We start from the raw sequence: 22,302 nt of genomic DNA, 5'->3' as shown, positions 1-22,302 counted from the left end.
CTGGTTCCATAAATAATCAGAATCTGGATCTGTTTATGGTATCAGATATTTTCTTTAATACCTCCATCATCAACATGTCCAATGGGAGGAATGATTCCATGCAGGTGGATGTCACTGAAAACTGCGAAGCTGAGGAAAACTCTGTACCAGCAATGACTTGCTGTCCCCGTAGTAAGGTACGTCGGGGAACCAAGCGGGCGTCTTATGATCGGGCACGGGTTTATGCTCTGATCGATCGCCTGAAAACCGGGCATATCGCTTTTGTGGAAGAGGGTGAACCCCGTTGTATTCCCATTACGCTTTGGCGTCATGAAAATGATCTTTATGTCCACGTGCTGAACGGTGGGAGGATGTCGAAGGTCATGGGAAGTGGTCAGCAGCTCTGTATCTCGTTTGCTGTGACCGACGAATGGGTATTGAGTAAATCGGCCTATCATCACAGTGCCAACTATGAGTCAGCGGTACTCTACGGCAAAGCTGAAAGAGTGACTGATAAGCAGACATTCAATGACGCTTTCGAGGCCGTCATCAACCAGTTCGAACCCGGACGTTGGGATCAAGTCAGGGAGCCCAGTGACAAAGAGCGAAAGTCCACAGCCCTGTTCCGTATTCCTATCGAAGAAGGTTCCTATAAGGCCCGCACCGGTGGCCCTAATGAAGAACCGGAAGATCTTAGCCTGCCGGTATGGAATGGGGTCATACCCGCACAATAGCTCGGCGGTACCAGCAGCAGTGGTATTGGCTAAATACTGATAGTCGCTCTTTTCCCCGGGGTTTTCTCCTGCCCGGGGAGTTCTTATAATCCCAGTCCCTATCCTGCTAAAGGATATGTTACAAATAAAAAGAATAATTTCAGGAGATGCACCATGCCAGGCTTACTACCCGACGTTGATCCGCAAGGATTGATGGAATTTTCTGTCGTCTTCACAGACCGTTCACTGAACCATATGTCCCAATCCTTCCAGGAGGTCATGCGGGATATATCCAATACCCTCAAACAGGTTTATCACGCTTCCGCCGTCGCTGTGGTGCCGGGTGGTGGAACCTATGCCATGGAAGCGGTGGCACGACAGTTTGCCACCGGACGTAAAGCGCTGATTATCCGGAACGGATGGTTCAGCTACCGCTGGACGCAGATCATTGAAATGGGCCAGATTACCAACGATACCAAGGTGCTGAAGGCCCGCAGGATCGATGAAGGTTCCCAGTCCCCATTTGCGCCGGCCTCGATTGATGAGGTGGTGGCGACGATCAAAGCTGAAAAGCCCGATGTGGTATTTGCCCCCCATGTTGAAACCTCTGCAGGTATCATTTTGCCGGATGAGTACATCAGAGCCGTTGGAGAGGCGGTGCATGAGTACGGCGGACTATTCGTGTTGGATTGCATCGCCTCCGGTACGGTATGGGTGGATATGCAGGCCTGCAATGTTGATGTCCTGATCAGTGCACCACAAAAAGGGTGGAGCGCTTCGCCCTGTAGCGGCCTGGTGATGATGAACCAGCATGCTCTGGAAAAACTCGAAACTACCACCAGTACAAGCTTTGCCTGCGACCTGAAAAAATGGCATCAGATTATGCAGGCTTATGTGAATGGTGGACATGCCTACCACGCTACGATGCCAACCGATGCGTTGAAACAGTTTCGCGATACCATGCTGGAAACCCGGGATTATGGATTCGATAAGGTCCGGAATGAGCAACTCGAGTTGGGCCGAAAGGTCCGTGAGCTTTTGGCTTCAAGGGGAATCACAAGTGTCGCTGCAGATGGCTTCGGCGCGCCGGGAGTCGTTGTCAGCTATACCACGGATGCGATGATTCAGAACGGGAAAAAATTTGCTGAGCTCGGATTGCAGATTGCCGCAGGCGTTCCTTTACAGTGCGATGAGCCTGATGACTTCCAGACATTCAGGATTGGCCTGTTTGGTCTGGACAAGCTGCATAACATTGATCGCACGGTGGGAATACTGGAAAACGCCCTGGAACAACTGAAGGGCTGATTCGGGTATTGTCAGTGCGGAAGAGGTGCATTCCTTCCATAGACCATAAATCTGATATACGTACTCTGATGCTCGGAGGCATGGTCTATAGTTAGAAGATGTAAATCTTCGTCATGTTGGTAAAGGAAGCGTTGGCTGCCACAATGGGTTTGAAACGATTTATCGTACTATGTTGCCTGTATATTGCAGTCCCTTCTGCATTGGCCCACGAGAAGATAGCTTTTTATCTGGAAGACGAGCCGATTTACACCTCCAGTAATCAGCAAGCCCCCGGCTTCCTGAATGAAGTGGTAGCAGCGCTCAGCAATGATCTCAGGCTCAACCCTGTCGTTCACTATCTACCATGGATCAGGGCTCAATATATGGTCCAGAAGGATCCCAGGGGAATAATCTTTCCCTTGGGGCGTACTCCGTCCCGAGAAGACAAATACCAGTGGCTCTGTAAAGTCCTTGACGTACCGATTATGTTCATCGGCGTTCAGGGTGAGGTTATTCCCGACAGCTTCGAAGCAGCTCGGGACATTCGCGGTATTGGGGTGATTCAGGGAACTCCCCAGGAAGAAAAGCTGAATGCGATGAATATCCCCTATATTTCTCTAACGGGAGAAGAGCTGTATAAAGCCCTTGAGAGGGGAGATGTTTCGCTGATTTTTACTGCGCAGCCTGAAGCCGTATATGGCTGGAGCCAGATAAAGAACGACAGTAAGCTGCAGTTTGGGGAAGTGCTGATGACACTTCCCTTATGGATTGCGGCCAGCAGGCAATTTGAAATGCTTACACCCGAGCAATGGGCCGACGCCCTGAATAATTTCAAGGCATCTGGCCGCTACGATCAGCTGTATCGCCAATATTTTAATCCATGAAAGTTTAATAGCTCAGTCTACTATTGCCAAATGACAACGGTCTTCCGGTAAACCGGCTGATAATTTCCATGTTGGTTTCGGCATGTAGCGACAAATGTGTGCAGCTGAAACACCCCCCACCCGCTACGACCATTGGCAGCATCATCTGGTCTGCCAGGTGTTCTTCAAGAACCGCATCTGTAGCAAGGTATTCCTGAACCTTATTCAGTAACTCCATTGCGACCTTTTCAGCACTGATTCTTGGTCGACCCAGATGGGTCAAACAGATGTTACTGTTTTCAAATACCAGATCGTGGGTGAGTAAATTGCCCGGGGAGCCTGCAACCGGCTGCCTGACACGGTACTCGTTAACCGGTATCGTAGTAGCCTCTTTGTATTTTCTAAGTTCTCTTTCAGCCACCCTGTTGGGAAGTCCAACCTCATAAGCGGTCAGTCTTGAGCTCTCCAATTCACCTCTTTCCAGGCATTCAACGGGTGATAATTGAGAGGGTTTGATCAACGCGCGCCAATGACCCCCTCCAACAGGCATGAATCCCCAACGCTTGGCTTCCAGTTCAACATTTCCTGACATCTTTCGTAGCAATGGCAGGAAAGAGCGTTTGATAAAAGTAAGTGGCGGCGCTCCGGGATTATGTGTACCGCCAATAAATTCTACGGTAGAGGCTTCACCGCATTGCATCAGCGGCAGCAATATGGTTTGAAATACCAGTGTCGTACTGCCGGCGCTGCCGATATCAAACTGGTAATCCCCTGCCTTGATTGGGCCGGGTGAAAACACCAGTCGGGTGGAGCCCAGCTCGGCTCCGGTGACAGCAGCGTTACTGATTCGTTGAGCTGCCTGCACACAGGTAAGATGTTGGCGCATCAAACCAGGCTTCGGACGGCCGGCACGAATATGATGAATTTCCAGCGTTTTTCCTAACAGCATTGCCAGAGTCAACGAAGAACGGAGGATCTGGCCTCCGCCCTCACCCAGGCGGCCATCAATGATGATTGTTTCCATTATGTCTATGTTCCTGAAGGCTCAGTGTCCTGTTCGGTACAGCCATAGCCTTGATTAACCTTTTACGCATACCACTTGTCGCAAGGTATGCACAATCTCAACCAGATCTGACTGTGCCGCCATCACCGCATCAATGTCTTTGTATGCCCTTGGTGTTTCATCCACGACGGCAGCGTCTTTACGGCATTCCACATGAGAGGTTGCCTGGGCATGCTCTTCCAGAGAGACGATTTTCTTGGCCTGGGTACGTGACATCACTCTCCCAGCACCATGGCTGCAACTGCAGAAACTCTCCTCATTCCCCTTACCTCGTACGATAAAGGAACGAGCCCCCATACTCCCCGGAATGATGCCTAGCTGGCCTTCCTGTGCGCTCACCGCTCCTTTTCGGGTTAACCAGACGTTGGCACCGAAGTGATGCTCTTTCTGCACATAGTTGTGGTGGCAGTTCACAGCCTCCTTTTCGGCAATAACCGGCTTATTCAGGGTAAAGGCCAGGGCGTCCAGGGCGCGTCTCATCATGGACTGACGATTAATTCGCGCGTAGTCCTGAGCCCAGCCGACGGCTTCAACATAGTCGTTGAAGTAATCTGTTCCTTCTGCCAGATATGCCAGATCCCTATCAGGCAGCTGGATGAAGAAGCGTTCCATTTCTTTTTTCGCCAACTGAATAAAATGCTCGCCGATGCGGTTTCCCACCCCGCGGGATCCGGAGTGCAGCATGATCCAGACTGCATCGTTTTCGTCGAGGCAAACTTCCACAAAATGGTTGCCGGTCCCAAGAGTTCCCAGATGCTTGGCGTTATTCGTGTTTTTCAACACCGGATGCTTTTCACACAGTAATTTGAAGCGATCCGCAAGTTCACTGTTCCAGCGACCGGCAATATCGTCGGGCAGGTTCTGCCAGCTTCCGGGATCTCTTTTTCCGGGCTTTCTACCGTGAGGGATTGCCCGTTCAATGTTGCTGCGCAATTCCTTCAGTGAATCCGGTAGCTGAATGGCCTGCAGATCAGTCTTTACTGCCATCATGCCGCATCCGATATCCACTCCGACTGCTGCAGGAATAATGGCTCCTGACGTTGGGATTACCGACCCGATGGTGGCCCCTTTACCAAGGTGCACGTCCGGCATGGCAGCTACCCACTTATGAACGAAGGGTAACGATGCAATATTTTTCAATTGCTGACGGGCTTCCGGTTCGAAGGGTACGCCGACCGTCCAGCTTTTTATCGGTACGCCCTTTTCCACGTTGGTAATTTCAATGGGCATATTGTTCTCCTTTACTGCTTTTTATCTGTGTCAATTTCTTTTCCAGGCCTTCAAGATGGATACGTCTTGCTTCTGCCTTACGTTCTTTTTCCCGCCGGCGGCATGCGCTGCAGCGAATGGCGGTGGTATTGATATTTCCCTTGGCAATTTCATACCACCATTTCTGTTGCTGTGCGGTCCACACTTCAGTCATTCCACAATCCACACAGATAAAAGGCTTATCCACATAGTACTCAGGAAGCGGACCATAAGTATTGTTGTGTTTCAGGGCAACGCGATCAGCTCCGACAGCGTTCAACGGTAAAGCCCAGGTCGGAAGGTCGCTTTTTGATTTCTCCCGAAGTGCTCGCTTTAGACGTCGTAACTTTATTATTTCCAGACGGCGCTGCTTATTGCTCTTCATATCGGTACATTGAGAGAGATTGCATTTCTTCTCTTCTCTTCTCTTCTCTTCTTATCTTTTTCTTAATAACAAGAAGAGTGCCAGTATTTAGTGATTTTGTATGTTTATGATTAATAAGAATATTTAATATTTTGACGAATTGTGTGAAGGAGAAAATCTATCGAATTAGATAGTTGAGTATCAAAAATTACTGAGTTGAGTATGAAGAGAGCTGGAGATATTCGCTACCAGAGTCTGTCTCCGGTAGCGATATGATGAGAGTGAGGCCGTTGGTTGGGAATTATTGAGAATATTGAGGGTATTGAGGGTATTAAAGTGTGTGGAAGAATCTATCGGCCCGAGGGATGTAGTAATTGTCATAGTTGAATGACAATACGACGCTGCGGGATCTGCCCACGATTTCCTCTCTTGGTACGAACCCGATCACCCGTGAGTCGGCGCTGTTATCCCGGTTATCCCCCAGCACAAGATATTGTCCCTCAGGAACAACAACCGGAAGAAAATTGGAAAACGACCAACTTTGCTTTTCTATTCGGACGAAGTGCTCAACGCCTGGCAGAAACTCCAGTTGATCCGTATCCGGATCGACGGCTTTTTCCTGGGACTCAGGGGTGTCTTGATAGCTAACCGTGTTGCCGTTGATCCACAGCTTATTGTCGTGCATGGCGATGGTGTCTCCCGGAACACCAATCACTCTCTTGACCAGACGTTTATCCGACACCTCTGAGTCAAATATCACGATATCTCCCCGCTCCGGATCGGCCAGTTTATACAGAGAGATATGGGTAAACGGAACGCGGATATCGTAAGCCATCTTATTCACCCAGATCCTGTCACCTTCCACGATGGTGGGCTTCATCGAGCCAGTGGGAACTTCATTCCAGTCGGCTACCGCGCTGCGAAACACAAACATGAGCATGATGAAAGCCAGAAACGTTTTATTTTCCCGCCAGAGTTTTTGAATCCACTGTTGCATAGCTTTCCTCAAAAATAGTTGCCCCAAAATATTGCTGATATCGTCATCCATTGAATCTGGATGCTTTTTGAGCATTCTAAAAGGTTGCATGGCTGTGACAAATTACGAAAAGGCCATGATGGTGAGACGGTGTTTCACTTTCAGGGAGCCCGGTGCACAAGAATCAATCCTGCAAATCTTCAAAGCTCAACCCGAACTTGGTCAGGTATTGACGTAGCCTGTGTGAGTCATTGCTGGAGCTCTTCTTTAACCTTGAGCGGTTAAACAGTTGGCGCCCTGCATCGGACATTGTGCGGCTGTCCCGGCAGATGGCGATAACCTGGCGTAGTTGGTACTGGTCAAACAGATCGATGTCCTCTATCTGTTCTCCGCTTAATACTTCCTCTAAAGCGGGCAGCGAACCGGCCGCCTGGGTATGGTGCCAGAACCGTTGCAGGCGTTCGCATTCTTCCTTTACGGTGGTTTCATTGATACGGCCGCCGTCAGACAGTGTTGCCATGCGTTGTACCGCCGCATTGAGGTCGCGGAAATTACCCGACCATAAGGAATCCGGTTGATTGGCAAAAGCCAGAAACCGCTCTCTTGCCGTCTTATTGAAACTGACTTTGTGACTCAATTGCTGCTCTGCTTTCTGTAGTTCGAATTCCAGGTTGGGTTCGATGTCTTCTCTGCGGTCTTTCAGGCCGGGAAGCTGGTAACTCCAGAGATTGATGCGGGCCAAAAGGTCTTCACGAAAACTGCCTTCCTGAACCTGCTTTTGCAGGTCTCGATTAGTGCCGGCGATCAGCTGAAAATCGCTGAGAACAGGGTTGTCGGAACCAACGGGATAAAAGGTTTTTTCTTCGATGGCGTGAAGCAGCATGGCTTGTTCGTCAAGACCGAGCTCTCCGATCTCATCCAGAAACAGGAGTCCCTGATGGGCTTTTGTCAGCAGGCCTTTGCGGGCACTTTGTGCGCCTGTAAAAGCGCCACGACTATGGCCGAACAGCGCTGACATGGCACTGTCTCCCCGTAATGTGGCGCAATTCACGGCGACGAACTCCCCCTGAACCAGCCCACGCATATTTTTCAGTTCATAGATCTTCCTTGCCAATTGGGACTTGCCAGCTCCTGTTGGGCCGGTAATTAGAATCGGTGCAGGGGAGCGAATGGCCACCCTTTCGATCTGCTGAATCATGCTGTTGAAACGACTATTTCGAGTGGCAATACCGGATTTCAGGAATTCGGTGCCTTCCAGTTGCTGGCGCTTAAAGCGGGAGCTGATAGCGTCATATTTGGAAAGGTCCAGATCGATAATATGATAGTTGCCGGCAACGGACTTATCTCCCCGCCCCGGAGATGTCTGCAGTAGAGCTCCCGGAATATAGTTGGCTTCGCATAATAGGAACCAACAGATCTGTGCCACGTGTGTTCCGGTGGTGATATGGATCAGGTAGCGCTCTTCCTCCGGCTTGAACGGATAGCGTTCGACAAAATCCAACAGTGTGCTGTACACATGTTCGAAATCCCACGGATCTTTGAACTTGATGCGATGCAGGCCAACCTCAGTGTCCGGCGAAAGGGATTCAATGTCAGCCCCCACATTGTTAGCCAGACGTTCATCCCGATCGTCATGCAGGAGCTCTACCCGATCGACCAGCAGATCATCCTGCATAAATATGCCTATCGTGGGGCGCCAGGAATTCCATCTTTTAACGCCTTTTCCGCGTTTGTCCATTACCGTGCCGAGCAGGCCTATCACAACTGTTTTCATATGATCCAAAAAGATAACTGGTGATTGAATTTGATCATTATCGATAGGTGTCGGGCTTGGGTCAAATGTATGTTTATTACAGCCTTTGTTTAATAAAGTCATATAAATCAAATAGATAAATATTTTCTTTGAATAACTTCAGACAATTGGCACGCACCATGAAATAGAAAAAGGGAATGTGGTATCTGGCAGCAGCGCTGATTCTGAAGATCAGGCTGGCATCCTCCCGCTGGGTTGGGATGTACCGACAGAGCCGCTGGGTGCGCCGAAACGGACATCCGGGACATTCATGTGTTTGATAGCTCATCGGGTAGAGCAGTTGACTGAGAATCAATTGGTAGTGGGTTCGAATCCCACTCAAACAGCCACGGTAAACCGAAAGGTTGAGGTTCGACTCCTCTCTTAACATGAAAGTGGGCTTCGGCCCAAACCGGTATGAAGATTTCTGTCAGTCAGGCTGTCGGCAGGAATCAGGCATACAAAACCTGTGAGTCGAGAGATTGTGGGCGCCTGCCCGTGACATGTTCAAACCAGGGAAGGATTGAATTCAGGGTGAATTGGTCATGTCCCTGGCAGGTAAACCAGTCTCCCCTCGCAGGTCCTTAAACAGCAGTGCTGCATATCAGGCAGCTCAGGTGTTATTGGGACAGAAGAATGTAATTAGGACAGCCAAGGAGAAGTAAGATGTTTTGGCAAAAAATCGATGTAGCTGATGATGAAAAAGTTTTGTTGTACCGGGACCGCCATCTGGTCCAGGTATTAAGCGCCGGACGCTATCGTTTTTGGGGAGCCAACAAGCGCTATCAGGCGGAAACCTTTTCGCTGAAAGATGTGGCAGTTCAGCACTCAAAACTGGATGTGTTGCTGACCCTCGAAACCTTTCGCAATGAAGTTGACGTGATCATGGTCGGCCAGGATGAAGTGGGGATTGTTCGTCGGGATGGGCAGATCAAAAGCCTTTTGGAACCTGGAGCCAGGTTGGTGACCTGGAAAACCGCGACCGATGTGACGGTGGAGATGATCAATATCGCTGAGCAATATCGGTTAACGTCCACGTTATTGTCTCAATTGGACCGTCTGGGCCTGGATACCGTCGGTAATCGCAGAGCCTGGGTAAAAATCACGGTTCCTGACCAGTCAGTAGGGTTGCTGTACGTGGATGGTGAGCTGAAAGAAACCCTGAAAGCAGGCCGCTACGGATACTGGACATTCAATCGTGAATTGACCACCCAGGTTATTGAAATGAAGTGGCAAAGTGTGGAAGTGTCTGGACAGGAAATTCTCACCAAGGATCGTGTGAGCCTGCGCCTTAACCTGAATGCCGCCTATCGCTTCAAGGATGCCGTTGCAGCGGTTTCAAAGGTGAAGAATCCTGGTGACTATGTTTACCGCCGCTTACAGCTGGCATTAAGAGAAGCGATTGGTACACGTACCCTGGATGAGCTTTTGGCAGATAAAAACGCCATCGCTAAATCCATCAGCAAGGCGGTCGCTGAGCCGCTTCTGGAGATGGGCTTTGAACTGGAACAGGTGGGTGTCAAAGACATCATCCTGCCTGGAGAGATGAAGGAAATCCTGAACCAAGTGGTACAGGCTCAGAAAACGGCAGAAGCGAATCTGATCCGCCGTCGAGAAGAAACGGCAGCGACTAGATCTTTGCATAACACAGCCAAAATGATGGAAGGAAATCCTGTGTTACTGCGCTTGAAGGAACTTGAGGCGTTGGAAAAAGTCGCGGATCGCATCGGTCATCTGACGGTATACGGAGGACTGGAAGGATTGATGAATGATCTGGTTACCATTACAGGGAAAGCGATGTCTGGGAAAGCCATGAATGGAAAAAGCGCCCAGACAATGGATAACTCTGGCAGGTAGTCACCATGATGCTTGCCCAGAGTGACGAGTTAATAAGTGAAATGAGCAGTAGGGCTAAGACAATGGATAACAGAATACTGGAATCATTGGAGCGGATAGAATGGGAGCACGGCGTGGACATTCTCTACGCCTGTGAATCAGGAAGCCGTGCCTGGGGATTCGCCTCACCCAACAGTGACTATGATGTGCGGTTCATCTACGTGCATCCGGAAACCCGGTATTTATCGATCAGCCGCCAACGTGATGTGATTGAAGAGCCTATCGTGGATGAGCTGGATGTCAATGGTTGGGACCTGCGCAAAGCACTTTTGCTGATGCGCAAAAGTAACCCCACTTTGCTTGAGTGGCTGCATTCACCTGTGGTGTACCGGATGGACGAGCTGTTCCTTCACAGGTTGCGGCAACTGGCACTCAAGAGTCTGGATCGCAGAGCGTTGTTTCATCATTACAGCTCGATGGCCAGACACGATTGGCGTAAGTTACAGGCAGCCGAAGAATCACCGTTGAAGCGTTACTTTTACATACTAAGGACAGCATTGTGTGCATTGTGGACGTCAGACCCAGAGCTTTCGGCCATGCCTCCTGTTCCTTTTGGGAAACTAGTGGAAGGAACGGTCTCGTGTAAGAACGTTCGTGTCGCTATCGACGAACTGCTGCACCTGAAAGTGATATCAGCGGAAAAGTGTTCGATACCCCGAGTCGGGGTTATCGACGACTTTCTGTTCAATCTATTGGCCGAATTGGAGCAGATGCAGGTCAAGAAAGCAGAACCGTTGGCTGAAAGCTGCTTCGATCAGCTGTTCTTGGAAACCCTCCGGGCCGGTTAGCCCGGAGGTTCTTTGCATTAGCTTGGATACCTATTCCTATTCCAATTCCTGTTCCAATTCCTATTCCTGTTTCGGTCCCACCCAGACCTGCTGAGCATTCACAAATTCATGGATTCCATGTGGGCCCAGTTCGCGCCCAAAGCCCGAGCGTTTGATTCCTCCGCTAGGGAGACGTGGGTCGGTTTTCACAATACCGTTGATTGCCACCTGACCGGTATCCAATCGACGGGCAAGAGCTTCGCCTTTCTTCGCATCGGTCCATACGCCTGCTGCCAGCCCATAATCTGTGTTATTGGCCATTCTAATGGCATCTTCCTCATCGACTGCCTTCATCACGACGGCCACAGGGCCAAAGGTTTCTTCACAGGCCGCGACCATAGACTCTGTTACATCGCTCAGTAATGTGACTGGATAGAAGTATCCCGGGTTGTTGGGGATATCACCACCGAGAAGACATTTAGCCCCCGCTTCGATGGATTGTAGTACCTGGCGGTGAAGGTTATCTCTTAAATCGGCTCGTGCAATCGGACCGATATCTGTTGATTCTTCCCTGGGGTCCCCCACTTTGAGTTTTTCCAATCGCAGCTTGAGCAAGCGGACCATATCATCGTAGACAGGAGCCTCGACGATAATTCGTTTCGCCGCGATACAGCTCTGACCGGCGTTGATGATTCGGGACAGCGTGATGACGTCCGCTGCCTGCTCCAGGTCGGCATCTGCCAGCACGATACATGGATCCGACCCTCCCAGTTCCAGGACCGAGTGTTTTATCTCCGAGGCGGCAATCGAGGCAACGGCGGCTCCGCCCTTATCTGAACCGGTGAATGATACGGCTTTGATGCGTTTGTCCCGGATGACGGATTCCACTTTGGGAGTTTCCAGGGGGAGGTTCTGGAATATCCCTACCGGTGCGCCGGCTTTTTCGAATAGTTTTCCGATGGCTATTCCGCAAGCCGGCACATGAGGGTCGTGTTTCATGACGCAGGTATTCCCCGCCATCAAGGTGGGAGCACAAAATCGGAACGCCAGCCAGAAGGGCGCATTCCAGGGCAAAATTCCCAGGATGGGGCCAAGCGGGAGATAATGTACATAACTGAGAGCCGCATCTGAACCGATGACATGACTCTTGAGGTAAGACTCAGCGTTATCGGCGTAATGTTCAGCGCACCACGCGGCCTTTTGCACCTCACCCCTGGCTTCCCGGATGGGTTTACCCATCTCTTCGGTCATCAAGAGGGCGAGGTTCTCAGTGTCCTCACGCATTAATTTTGCGACTGTGCGAAGTATCTCTGCCCGCTCCTCAAAACGGGTGGTCCGCCATGTCTGATATGCACTGTCTGCGCGGGAAAGGATCGTTTCCAATTGTTCAGGAGTGGCTGGTTCGACCTCATTCAGCACCTTTCCTGTCGTTGGATTAATGGCTGTTAGCATGGTCAATCTCCTATAGCTGGAGGCACCGAAAATGTATTCGGTCATTCTGTGGATTAGTGGTCCGGGGAAGCAGTTTGCGTAGTCTCCCGTTTTCCTTTGCGGTTCTTGCCATTACCGCCTGGCGAATCGGCAACCTTCGTATTGTCCCGTTCGGTTGTATTGCTCTGCTCACTTGTATTGTTCTGTACAGGCGCAGATTTTGTCTGGGGTCTGGAGGTATTGGTTTGGCTTTTCGCACGGACTCCGGATTCGGGTTTCACAACAAAATCCATGTCCAGACTAAAAAAGGATTTGCAGCCTCGGTCCGTAACATAAATGGTATCTGAGATGCCGACAGTTTTATCCCCGTCGACCCCCCACATCCAGGGGATAATGTGGAAGGTCATTCCCTCGCGGAGCACCTGAGAGTCACCCTGTTTCAGACTGACGATATAGCCTTCGTCCCAGCTCGGTGGAAAAGCGATACCAATGGAATAGCCTGAGCGGGTTATCAGTCGGGCTCCAACCTTATTGTCGTTAATGATATTGCGTATAAGGTTATCCACATCTGAGACTGTCAGCCCGGGCTGGATCTGTGATTTAACCTCATCCAGTGCATACTTCATACGCTCCTGGGCGTGGTGCATGGAGTCACTGAGATCCCCCAGCACGACGGTTCTCATCATCGCAGTGTGGTATCGCCGATAGCAGCCGCCGACTTCCAGAAAAACGTGCTCGCCCGGTTGTACGGTGCGCCCTTCCCAGGTGGCATGCCCGATCATCGTGCGTGGTCCCGATGTGACATAAGGCATGACTGCCGGAGGTTCGCCTCCCGCTCTGAACATGGCATTGGATATCGCTGCGCCAATTTCATTTTCCGTGGCACCGGCAATAGTTGCTTCAAAACCTGCCAGCATGCCCTGTTCGGTGGCATGGGCCGCTTTTTTCATGATCTCAATTTCCACCGGAGATTTGCATACCCGGCCCTCTTCCACAATGCCGAAACAGTCCATCAGACGGCCATCAAGGAAGGTGGTATGGATGCTGTCCTGATGATAGGCGGGGAAGAAATAGCTATTTCGTTCATAACCGATATTTTTCCCGGTGAGTCCAAATTCACGCAAGGACTCCACCAGCATCTGTATGGCATCTCCCGTATCCGGGTAAGGGCGTGTTAGCTCCAGCCAGGTCCGGGCATGGATATTGGACTCCTCCATGGCACGTGTAATCATGAAAGGCTCGTTTTCAAGCGGCACCACAAGCGCCTGAAAAAACGAGTAACCCGTGGTCTGGTAGTCTGTGAGATACATCAGGTTTTCCGGGTCGGTGATGACGACCGCATCCAGCAGTCGCTGCTCCATTCTTTCTCTAAGTGCCTGCAGACGGCGGACATATTCGTCGAATGGAAAGGTCATATCGTCTCGCTGTTTCATGCCGCCTCCAATGCTTTTGCAATTGCGTCTGACAGAATCGAAAGCCCCTCGTTCAGGTCATTATCCGGTATCGTCAGAGGCGGTATCAGTTTCAGGACTTTACCCCCCGTACCGCAGGCGCCAATGAGCAGGCCGGATTCAAAGCAGATGGAAGCGGCTGTCTTGGCCAGATTGCCATCCCGCAAGTCGATACCCTGCATCATCCCTTTCCCGCGAACCTGGAAATGTTGTGCACTATGCTCATTGCAGATCCCTTGGAGAAATTCCTGTATTTGGGCTCCTTTACCTCTGACATCCTGCATCAGGGTGTCATCCTGGAAATAGGAAAGCGCCTCGGTTCCTGCGACGAAAGAAAGGCCCTGACCCCGGAAAGTGCCGGTATGTTCGCCGGGAAACCAGTGTTTATCATGTTCCGGCTTGATCAGGTTCATGGCCAGAGGTGTTCCGAATCCGCCGATACCTTTGGCCAGGGTGATAATATCGGGATCCAGTCCCATGCCGTCGAAGCTGAAATAGGAGCCTGTGCGACCGCAGCCTGCCTGTATGTCGTCGATAATCAACAGGGCTCCAAGATCGTGAGCCAGATTTTCAATGGCTTGCAGCCATTCCTGACTGGCAACGTGAACCCCCCCTTCAGCCTGAATGGCCTCTACCAGAAACGCTGCCGGAGGCTCCAGTCCACTGGAAGCGTCGGCGTAGAAAGACCGTAGACGATCGACCGACTGCAAACCACAGCCCAGGTCGCAACCCACACAAGGGCGTTCGCAACCGAAAGGCTGACGCAGAATATGGTTCAGTGGCACGCCCGCCGCGTTGCGGAAATAGCTGTTGGCTGTGGCGGCCAACGCCCCCAGGGTCATGCCGTGAAATCCAGAGTTAAAGGCTACAATGGTTTGACGTCCGGTAACCTTGCGGGCCAGCTTCATAGCACTCTCCACTGCATTGGTGCCGGTTGGTCCCATAAACATCATTTTGTGGTTCATACCTCTGGGCTCGAGAATCGTCTGCACAAAGGTTTCGATAAATCGTCGTTTGGGAGTGGTATACATATCCAGGCTGTGGGCGACCCCATCGTTCTCGATGAACTCAATCAGCGCCTTTTTCATGCGCTCGTTGTTATGTCCGAAATTGAGAACGCCGGCACCGGCGAAGAAGTCGATGTAGGATTTTCCAGCTTCATCCACTTGCCTCGCATTGGAAGCACTGGTGAATACCGTCGGATAAAGTCGGCAGTAGCCACGGATATCCGATTCCCACTTTTCAAACACGTTCATGGCAGCCCTCCCCAGGGTTGAGCTAATGAATGAAGATGTTTCGCGCCAGAGGATTCAGACCGTGTCAGCAAACGGTGAATATCCGGGAAACACCCCTGATATGCCGATGGTGAAATCGGCTTGTATAGCTGGCGTTATTGCAGCCAGTAATGAACTTATCCGGCGGGAGGCTGCACCTTTACTCGGGCAGCGGTGCTCCCACCAGACGGGTAAAGATGCGCGTGACGTGAGGTATCAACGCGTCATTGAAATCGTATTTCGGACTGTGACAGGGCACGCTATGACGTACTTCCCCAGTACCGGAGCCAATCAATGCAAAAGCCCCGGGTATCTCATTGAGATAGTAGCTGAAATCTTCTGATGCCATGATCGGTACCCGAACTTCACTGGAAATAACGTCCGGGCCGAATTCTTCCTTGAGAATCCCTCTGAACAGAGAGGCTTCGGTGGTGTGGTTGATGGTCGGCTGGTAGCGGGGATGAATGTCAACATGGCAGGTCACGCCATAGGCTCGGGCAGTGGACTCGGCGACCTCTTTAATAAGGCCGGCTATCGTCTCCTGATCATTCGGGTCTACCAGCCGGTAGCTGCCTTCCAATATGGCTCTGTCGGGGATGACGGTGACGCCGCTCTTGGCGTCGAATGACGTAATACTGATCACCGTTGCGCTTTGGGCGGGAAGCCGGCGGCTGACTATCTGCTGTAGTGCCAGCACGATGGCCGAACCTGCTAGGACGGGATCACGGCATAGTTCTGGCTGGCTTGAATGTCCCCCCGCTCCCTGGACGTCCAGCTTGAATACTCCGTTACCAGCCATCACCGGACCTTGCGGACATACCGCCTGCCCCAAGGGAATGGCCGGCCAGTTGTGCCATCCGAAGATTTTCTGAACCCCCTCCAGGGCACCGTCTTCAATCATTCGTTTGGCGCCATGCCCGCCCTCTTCCGCCGGCTGGAACAATAGAGTGACAGGACCGGGTAAGAGTTCTTCGTGGGCCTTGAGCCACTGGGCGGTGTTATAGAGCGTGGCAGTATGGCCGTCATGTCCGCACGCATGCATGCAGCCTTCATGATGAGAGGTCCAGTCGACGCCGGATTGCTCAGCAATCGGCAGCGCGTCAATATCGGCCCTCAGGGCGATATGCGGTCCCGGACGACCGGATGCGAGGGTCGCCACCGTTCCCGTACCTGCGCACTCACGCCAGGGAATGCCGAGTGTGGTCAACCGGTGGCGTATGCGTTGTGCAGTCTGATTTTCTGACCATCCCAGTTCAGGGTGTCGATGCAACTCACGCCGGAAAGTTACAGCGGTATTGATGTAATCCTGCCAAAAGTTCATAGGATGTTTCGACACGTTGCCTCACACTCCAAAGGGTTGTGGACACCCTTCCTTAAACGCGTTTTCCCGTCTTCAGCACCGGATACAATCGTTAGCCGGTGGCTGAAGAATGTATTCTCTACCTTTACCCTAGTGTCATCTCCCTCAATGATGCAAGGAATTATCAAATTTTAATGTATTGCGGATAATCCGTTGTGAATTTGACCTGCCTCAAAAAGGCTTTTTGAGGGATCCGTAAAATGCTTCGCCATTTTATTTTTTCCAGCGGTCAATAAACATGTTCAAGCCCGAGCTTCTCTCTCCTGCAGGTTCCCTCAAACATATGCAATATGCCTACGCCTATGGTGCGGATGCGGTGTATGCAGGGCAGCCCCGCTACAGCCTGCGGGTCAGAGAAAACAGCTTTGATATGCCGACCCTCGCAGAGGGTATCAATATCGCACATCAGGCGGGCAAGAAATTCTATCTGGCGGCCAATATTGCGCCCCATAACAGCAAGGTGAAAACCTTTCTGAAAGATATGGCTCCTATTGTGGAAATGGGGCCGGATGCCCTGATTATGTCGGATCCCGGTCTGATTATGATGGTGCGCGAAACCTGGCCGGATATGCCGGTTCATCTGTCGGTCCAGGCCAATGCCGTAAACTATGCGGCGGTGGAATTCTGGCACCGGATGGGGCTTGAGCGTGTAATCTTGTCTAGGGAGCTTTCTCTGGAGGAGGTGGCTGAAATCCGCGAGCGTGTTCCCGGCATGGAGCTGGAAGTGTTTGTCCACGGAGCTCTGTGTATCGCTTATTCCGGCCGTTGCCTGCTTTCGGGATACATGAACAAGCGTGATCCTAACCAGGGAACCTGTACCAATGCCTGCCGCTGGAAATATGAAACTGTTCCGGGGGAGCAGGACAGCGCGGGCAATATTATCCCTACGCATAGTGCACAGCCGGATACACAAAATGCACAGCCGGATACGAAGGGGGCACAGCCGGTACTTTGGACTCCGGATCAGAGCCCAACATTGGGAGATGGGTCAACAACGGATCAGATGTTCCTGCTCCAGGAGAAAGGACGTCCCGGAGAAACCATGCCCGCTTTTGAAGATGAGCATGGTACTTACATCATGAACTCAAAAGACCTGAGAGCCGTTCAGCACGTGGAGAAGTTCTGCCAGATCGGTGTGCACTCACTGAAAATCGAAGGGCGTACCAAATCCCATTACTATGTTGCACGAACGGCACAGGTCTATCGGCAGGCCATCGATGATGCGGCGGCGGGAAGGCCGTTTAATATGCAGCTTATGGATACTCTGGAGAAGCTTTCCCACCGGGGTTATACCGAAGGATTCTATCGTCGTCATGTGCATGATGAATATCAGAACTATGAAACAGGAACCTCGCTGTTGGGCAGTCAGCAATTTGTGGGGGAAGTGGTGGAATACGACGAAACTCGCCACGATATTCTGGTAGATGTTAAGAATCGATTTGTTGTGGGGGATACGTTGGAATTGATGTCTCCCTCCGGCAATGTGCGTTTTCAGTTGAAGGATCTTGAGAATGCGAAGGGACAGTCAGTTGATGCTGCCCCGGGATCAGGTCATCGTGTTCGTTTATCCTTACCGGAAGGCAGTCCTTCTGTCGGTGAGTACTCGCTGCTGATGCGGGAGTTAAATTTCCAAGCCAAATAACATCGACAAATTTTTCTCCAAGGGGGTTCCGGAGGTGGGATCATGACCTTCGCAACCTCCCCGTGTTCCATGTCGGATATAGGATAGGTAGTATCACTTAGCCTAACGCTTTCATTTTTTTACCTTTTTTCAAAAAACTGGCTAACTGACTGATTGCGCGAATGTTTCGTATGAAGACTTCACCTGTTGAGGGGCTACCTGCCGAAAATTAGACGTTCGTCAATCCTTATCTTTTAACAATTTCCCTATATAATACGCGGCCTTTTTGTGCCGATTTATGAGTCAATAGAGAAGAGGTTTTTGGTGATCGTTTTTACTGCTACCGATAAGGTTTCAGGAAAAATTTTTGCAGGAAGCACCCGCCAGTCATTGGAAGACCATTGGGATAGTCTTTTGACCAAAGAGTCGGAAGGCGCCATGGGCGAGTTTTTTGAAACACTGCGTGAAAGTGGTGTTGATGCGTTCAAGCTGGAAGAATGGGGTTATTCCGATAATCCCAAAGAACTGCGCGAAATGTTGGCCGAAGCCATGGAAGATCTAGGCGCATTGCCGATCAAACCTGTCCTCGGTTCTGTTCGCAAAGTTGAAGTCAAAGCGGCTAATGCCGTTATGCAAGAGCTTGAAGAGCTGAAACAGGCCATGGAATCCGGAGATCCGGATGATGATTTTGAACCTGTCAGCAAATCTGCAGGTTCCGAAAAGCCTGCGGGGCAGGAAAAAGTGGAAGTTGCGGTCAAGCCCAAAGCGGCTGACCCCAAACCACTACGGCAGACCAGGTCTACCGAGGAAGCCGCTGAAATGCGTGCGCTGATTGCCGGTATTGAAGCCAGACGTCGGGCTGGTTTGAAGTCCAACCGGAAGGCTCCTGGCAAGAAGTCAGTGTCTTCTGCTATCGGTAAAGTGACCGGTACCGCCCAGAAAGCGTCTGCTTCCGGTAAATCGGGCGCAGAATCGACAACGCTTGAAAAGCCGAAATTGTCGGTTGGCCGGTCCAGCTCTTCTGCCAAAGAAAAACGTATCCGGGAAGCTATTGCAGCGGAAAAGGCTGATATGGAATCCCAAAAGCGTAGTCAGGCGGCAGCTGAAGCACAGGAAATGCGCGAAATTATGGCCAAACTTGATGAAAGGGCTAAGACAGCTGCCCGTATTCATCGTCGTATGTAGTCATCATTTTCCAGTTCCCCGGTAAGGGGAGCTGGAATTCTCTCCAGCCCCTCTCTCGAATTGCCCAATAAACTTATCATCTCGTTTTATTCCCTATCCTGTTCTATTTCCTATCTTGTTTTATTTTCTGTCTAGTTTTATGCCTTGGCTGTTGGTGTATCTGCATGACAGATTCGTCGACGAAATATCCGATCTGTACCTTTAAGCAAAGCTTTTGTCACGACACCATTAAAAGGACCTGTTATCCATAAGTACCCCTGTCAGGAGGTGGATTGTGTCAAATAAGCCGTCAGCAGAGTTGCCCTCATTGTCCCCCATGGTGATTGATTTCAGCCAGTTTGAAGACCATGCCGGTCTGGTTAGTCGCTGGGCGGCTGAATTCAATCGGCAACTGGAATCCATGCCGGTTGCTGATATGAGTGACCCCATACCCGAAAGCAGGCCTTCCCCTGAAACCGGTAATGGTTTTGAAGGGGCATTCAGGGCGTTCAGGAACCTGATCGCTCCTCACCTGGCGGCATCGGCCGGCCCCCGTTATTGGGGCTTTGTTACCGGAGGCGCTACCCCTGCTGCACAGTTGGGAGACTGGTTGGTCTCTACAATAGATCAGAATGTCGGCAGCGCAGGAGACAGCATTGCTTCGGCAATTGAGCAGCAGACGATTGGGTGGTTGCTGGACATGGTTGATCTACCGAGCGAATTTAGCGGCATACTGACAACCGGCGCCACCGCTTCAAATTTACTGGGACTCACCTGTGGTCGCCAACATGCCGGTCTGCAGCAGGGTATTGATATTGCGGAGGAAGGTTTGTCCAACGCTGATATTGAAGTGTTCAGTGCCACGCCTCACGCAAGTACAGTGAAATGCCTTGCAATGGTAGGACTGGGGCGTAAATCCTGGCGTCCGGTTGCATGCCTTGAAAATTCAGAGGCGATGGATGTCTCCGATCTTGAGCGTCAGCTGGCAGCATCCACCTGTCCTGGCAAGGTTGTGGTAGCCAGTACAGGGACGGTCACTGGAAATGACTTCGACGACCTTCAGGCAATTGCGGATTTATGTCAGCGTTACCAGGCATGGCTGCATGTAGACGCTGCCTTTGGCCTGTTTTCCCGCCTGATACCCGAGATGAAACCTTGGAGTGCGGGGCTGGAAAGAGCAGACTCCATTACATCAGACGCGCACAAATGGCTGAATGTCCCATACGACTGTGGCATTTTCTTCACCCGCCACCAGCAATTGCTGATGGAGAGCTGCTCAGCGGATGCGGCCTATTTGAAAACAGAAAGCCGGATACCATCGTTTATGAACATGGGAATTGAAAACTCCCGCCGGTTCCGTGCACTACCTCTGTGGATGTCGTTGGAAGCCTATGGCGTGGAAGGTGTCAGGCAGATAGTTAGTGCCAACTGTGAGCAGGCCAGACAGTTTGCGAACTGGTTACAGTCATCAGACGATTTTTCGTTGCTGAAGGAATGCCAGATGAATGTGGTGGTATTTAAGCCTGCAGCACTGCAGGGAGAGGATGTCGCTCGTTTCCTGAGTGAGATCAACCAAACAGGTGAGGTCTTTATGACTCCCGGAGTATGGCAAGGCCATGCCGCTATCAGGGCCGCTTTCAGCAACTGGCAGACGACTTCAGACGATGTTGCCCGTGTCTGCCATCTACTTGAAAAATTGATCCGTCATTAAGGTTTTTCGTCGTAGATATCTATGGAAAAAGACGTGTTAGGTAATAGTGCGTATTGTTGAATAATCTAAAATAGAGTCTATTAACTGTTCAGTTCACCTAAGGACAAGCGTTATGCGGATGTATCAAATCCAACATTCCATTACCAAGCGCGTACGAGATTGTCGTACAGCATTGCTTGTCCGTGAGCTGATAACCCCTTAGTACACTATCGGCCGCGGAATTCATCGCGGCCTGGTTCAACTCTTTTTTCGTTCCTTTCCCCGATGTATTCCCGGTCCTTTTTAAAGAGGAATACATTATGCGTAAGTTCAAGCGTTTTCTGGCCCGTTCAGTATCTGGTTTGTTCGCCGGTCCTGGAATTGGAGGCGTCGAACATCTGGAAGACTATCTGTTGAAGGATATCGGTCTGGAAAGGGTTGGAGGTAGAGTCCTGCCGATGGAGAAGGATATGGTTTCCAGAAAATTGGAGATCAATCCTTTGAAGCGGTCTAAAGGAGAGGATCCACCTTTGTAAGCGTGCGCGTCGCAGAATCTGAGGTTTTTCTGGTTCTGCGACGCGTCATCAGTGATTATTTAAATTCAGAATTTCTTGGTTGAGGGCGATCTGCGTAACGCCTCAAACAATTTCGGTTCCCACGGACGTAAAGCCATTACCATGGCAGTTCCAAACTTCTCTTCCACAGGTAATGCCTCATCTTCTGCCAGCAAGGCCAGAATCTCGTTATTCAATCGTTTCATTCGCCGTTGAATTTCTTCATTAGATCTTCGAGATATCATTCCACTGACAAATATCCGGTTTTCCCCAGGTTTATTGAAACGTGACTGTAAAAAGTCAGCTTGTACCTGTTCTTCGAAAAACTGCTGGATAGGCCCGTTTTTCCGCCAGGAAAAGTTTCGGGAGATTTTGAGTTTGACCCGATTTCCCGGCAGCAGATCAATCAATTTCATCCGGTCCAGCCGGGCCAGAAGCTGAATGCCTTCATGCGTATCCATCTGGTAGGTCGAGGTGATTTCTTCAAAAGACCATTTATTGAGTAGCAGTACCGCCAAGAGCAGAAGTTTGGTGTCGGCTGCCAGTTCTTTTTCCTGCTCCTCGGTAAATTCAGTCAGCTTATCTCCAGTGGCTTCCATGGTTCTGACGAGATCTGAAATTTCCATGCCGAGAAATTCACAGATTTTATCCAGCCTTTGCAGAGTGAAGTTCTTTTCTGCGAACAGCCGTTTGACGCTGGCCTCAGACAGGTCCAGCACCAGTGCGACATCCGCATAGGTTTTGCCCTGAGCTTTGAGTACTCGTTTAATGGTGTCGATCAATGGGGCTGTCTGCGGCATTGTGCTCTGTGT

Annotated in this window: 19 protein-coding genes and 1 tRNA gene; 10 read left to right on the top strand and 10 right to left on the bottom strand. The window is 50.8% G+C overall.

The genetic code is table 11. The features are described from left to right. Nucleotides 1–35 precede the first annotated feature (35 nt). The 3 genes from BTA51_RS06965 to BTA51_RS06955 all read left to right on the top strand — a co-directional run bounded on the left by BTA51_RS06965 (nt 36) and on the right by BTA51_RS06955 (nt 2,860). A complete protein-coding gene (locus tag BTA51_RS06965; RefSeq protein WP_246840954.1) occupies nt 36–713 on the top strand; it encodes a pyridoxamine 5'-phosphate oxidase family protein in 678 nt (225 codons plus the stop codon). A 153-nt stretch (nt 714–866) separates the two neighbouring features. Further along, nucleotides 867–1,997 carry an aminotransferase class V-fold PLP-dependent enzyme gene (locus BTA51_RS06960; RefSeq protein WP_094706666.1) on the top strand — a complete coding sequence of 377 codons (1,131 nt, stop codon included), beginning with the start codon at nt 867–869 and terminating at the stop codon, nt 1,995–1,997. Nucleotides 1,998–2,110: 113 nt separating this feature from the next. Beyond that, a complete protein-coding gene (locus BTA51_RS06955) occupies nt 2,111–2,860 on the top strand; it encodes an ABC transporter substrate-binding protein (RefSeq protein WP_246840953.1) in 750 nt (249 codons plus the stop codon). Between the two features lie 4 nt (nt 2,861–2,864). Here BTA51_RS06955 and rtcA read toward each other — a convergent pair whose 3' ends face one another. The 5 genes from rtcA to rtcR form a co-directional block, all read right to left on the bottom strand. Then, on the bottom strand, nt 2,865–3,863 hold the full coding sequence (gene rtcA, locus BTA51_RS06950) for an RNA 3'-terminal phosphate cyclase (RefSeq protein ID WP_094706664.1): 999 nt from the start codon (nt 3,861–3,863) through the stop codon (nt 2,865–2,867). Between the two features lie 54 nt (nt 3,864–3,917). After that, nucleotides 3,918–5,132 (bottom strand): RtcB family protein, encoded by a 1,215-nt coding sequence (locus BTA51_RS06945; RefSeq protein ID WP_094706663.1) that lies wholly within the window; start codon nt 5,130–5,132, stop codon nt 3,918–3,920. After that, nucleotides 5,122–5,535 carry a zinc-ribbon domain-containing protein gene (locus tag BTA51_RS06940; RefSeq protein WP_094706662.1) on the bottom strand — a complete coding sequence of 138 codons (414 nt, stop codon included), beginning with the start codon at nt 5,533–5,535 and terminating at the stop codon, nt 5,122–5,124. The genes BTA51_RS06945 and BTA51_RS06940 overlap by 11 nt, the downstream gene beginning before the upstream one ends. 310 nt (nt 5,536–5,845) lie before the next feature. Beyond that, nucleotides 5,846–6,511 carry a signal peptidase I gene (gene lepB, locus BTA51_RS06935; RefSeq protein ID WP_094706763.1) on the bottom strand — a complete coding sequence of 222 codons (666 nt, stop codon included), beginning with the start codon at nt 6,509–6,511 and terminating at the stop codon, nt 5,846–5,848. Nucleotides 6,512–6,674: 163 nt separating this feature from the next. Continuing rightward, entirely contained in the window at nt 6,675–8,264 is a 1,590-nt protein-coding gene (gene rtcR / locus BTA51_RS06930; RefSeq protein WP_094706762.1) for an RNA repair transcriptional activator RtcR, read from the bottom strand. Nucleotides 8,265–8,556: 292 nt separating this feature from the next. On the opposite strand from rtcR, the gene BTA51_RS06920 reads away from it, so the two are divergent. From BTA51_RS06920 to BTA51_RS06910, 3 genes are all read left to right on the top strand, one after another. Further along, nucleotides 8,557–8,632 (top strand) — tRNA-Leu (locus tag BTA51_RS06920). Nucleotides 8,633–8,948: 316 nt separating this feature from the next. Beyond that, nucleotides 8,949–10,139, top strand: coding sequence for a slipin family protein (locus tag BTA51_RS06915; protein WP_094706660.1), 1,191 nt, complete (start codon nt 8,949–8,951; stop codon nt 10,137–10,139). Nucleotides 10,140–10,201: 62 nt separating this feature from the next. Next, nucleotides 10,202–10,966, top strand: coding sequence for a nucleotidyltransferase domain-containing protein (locus tag BTA51_RS06910; RefSeq protein ID WP_168188083.1), 765 nt, complete (start codon nt 10,202–10,204; stop codon nt 10,964–10,966). Nucleotides 10,967–11,026: 60 nt separating this feature from the next. Here BTA51_RS06910 and BTA51_RS06905 read toward each other — a convergent pair whose 3' ends face one another. The 4 genes from BTA51_RS06905 to doeB2 all read right to left on the bottom strand — a co-directional run bounded on the left by BTA51_RS06905 (nt 11,027) and on the right by doeB2 (nt 16,437). After that, nucleotides 11,027–12,397: an NAD-dependent succinate-semialdehyde dehydrogenase gene (locus tag BTA51_RS06905; RefSeq protein WP_094706658.1), complete on the bottom strand. Its 1,371-nt coding sequence runs from the start codon at nt 12,395–12,397 to the stop codon at nt 11,027–11,029. Between the two features lie 53 nt (nt 12,398–12,450). After that, entirely contained in the window at nt 12,451–13,809 is a 1,359-nt protein-coding gene (gene doeA / locus BTA51_RS06900; RefSeq protein WP_094706657.1) for an ectoine hydrolase, read from the bottom strand. Then, complete coding sequence (locus tag BTA51_RS06895) at nt 13,806–15,083, bottom strand: aspartate aminotransferase family protein (protein WP_094706656.1); 1,278 nt, start codon at nt 15,081–15,083, stop codon at nt 13,806–13,808. The genes doeA and BTA51_RS06895 overlap by 4 nt, the downstream gene beginning before the upstream one ends. Before the next feature lie 178 nt (nt 15,084–15,261). Then, nucleotides 15,262–16,437 carry a N(2)-acetyl-L-2,4-diaminobutanoate deacetylase DoeB2 gene (doeB2, locus tag BTA51_RS06890; protein ID WP_246840952.1) on the bottom strand — a complete coding sequence of 392 codons (1,176 nt, stop codon included), beginning with the start codon at nt 16,435–16,437 and terminating at the stop codon, nt 15,262–15,264. Nucleotides 16,438–16,699: 262 nt separating this feature from the next. On the opposite strand from doeB2, the gene yegQ reads away from it, so the two are divergent. The 4 genes from yegQ (at nt 16,700) to BTA51_RS06870 (ending at nt 21,472) form a co-directional block, all read left to right on the top strand. After that, complete coding sequence (gene yegQ, locus BTA51_RS06885) at nt 16,700–18,103, top strand: tRNA 5-hydroxyuridine modification protein YegQ (protein ID WP_094706654.1); 1,404 nt, start codon at nt 16,700–16,702, stop codon at nt 18,101–18,103. Nucleotides 18,104–18,406: 303 nt separating this feature from the next. After that, on the top strand, nt 18,407–19,267 hold the full coding sequence (locus BTA51_RS06880; RefSeq protein WP_094706653.1) for a hypothetical protein: 861 nt from the start codon (nt 18,407–18,409) through the stop codon (nt 19,265–19,267). A 274-nt stretch (nt 19,268–19,541) separates the two neighbouring features. Then, entirely contained in the window at nt 19,542–20,957 is a 1,416-nt protein-coding gene (locus BTA51_RS06875) for an aminotransferase class V-fold PLP-dependent enzyme (RefSeq protein ID WP_246840951.1), read from the top strand. A 299-nt stretch (nt 20,958–21,256) separates the two neighbouring features. After that, complete coding sequence (locus BTA51_RS06870; protein ID WP_094706652.1) at nt 21,257–21,472, top strand: hypothetical protein; 216 nt, start codon at nt 21,257–21,259, stop codon at nt 21,470–21,472. Nucleotides 21,473–21,537: 65 nt separating this feature from the next. Here BTA51_RS06870 and BTA51_RS06865 read toward each other — a convergent pair whose 3' ends face one another. Then, nucleotides 21,538–22,290: a helix-turn-helix transcriptional regulator gene (locus BTA51_RS06865; RefSeq protein WP_094706651.1), complete on the bottom strand. Its 753-nt coding sequence runs from the start codon at nt 22,288–22,290 to the stop codon at nt 21,538–21,540. Nucleotides 22,291–22,302 lie beyond the last annotated feature (12 nt).

Origin of the sequence: Hahella sp. CCB-MM4 (assembly GCF_002260525.1) — a bacterium.
In the GTDB taxonomy this organism is placed as follows: domain Bacteria; phylum Pseudomonadota; class Gammaproteobacteria; order Pseudomonadales; family Oleiphilaceae; genus Hahella.
Note: the sequence above shows the minus strand (reverse complement) of the source record. Positions and strands in the feature narration are given on the sequence as shown.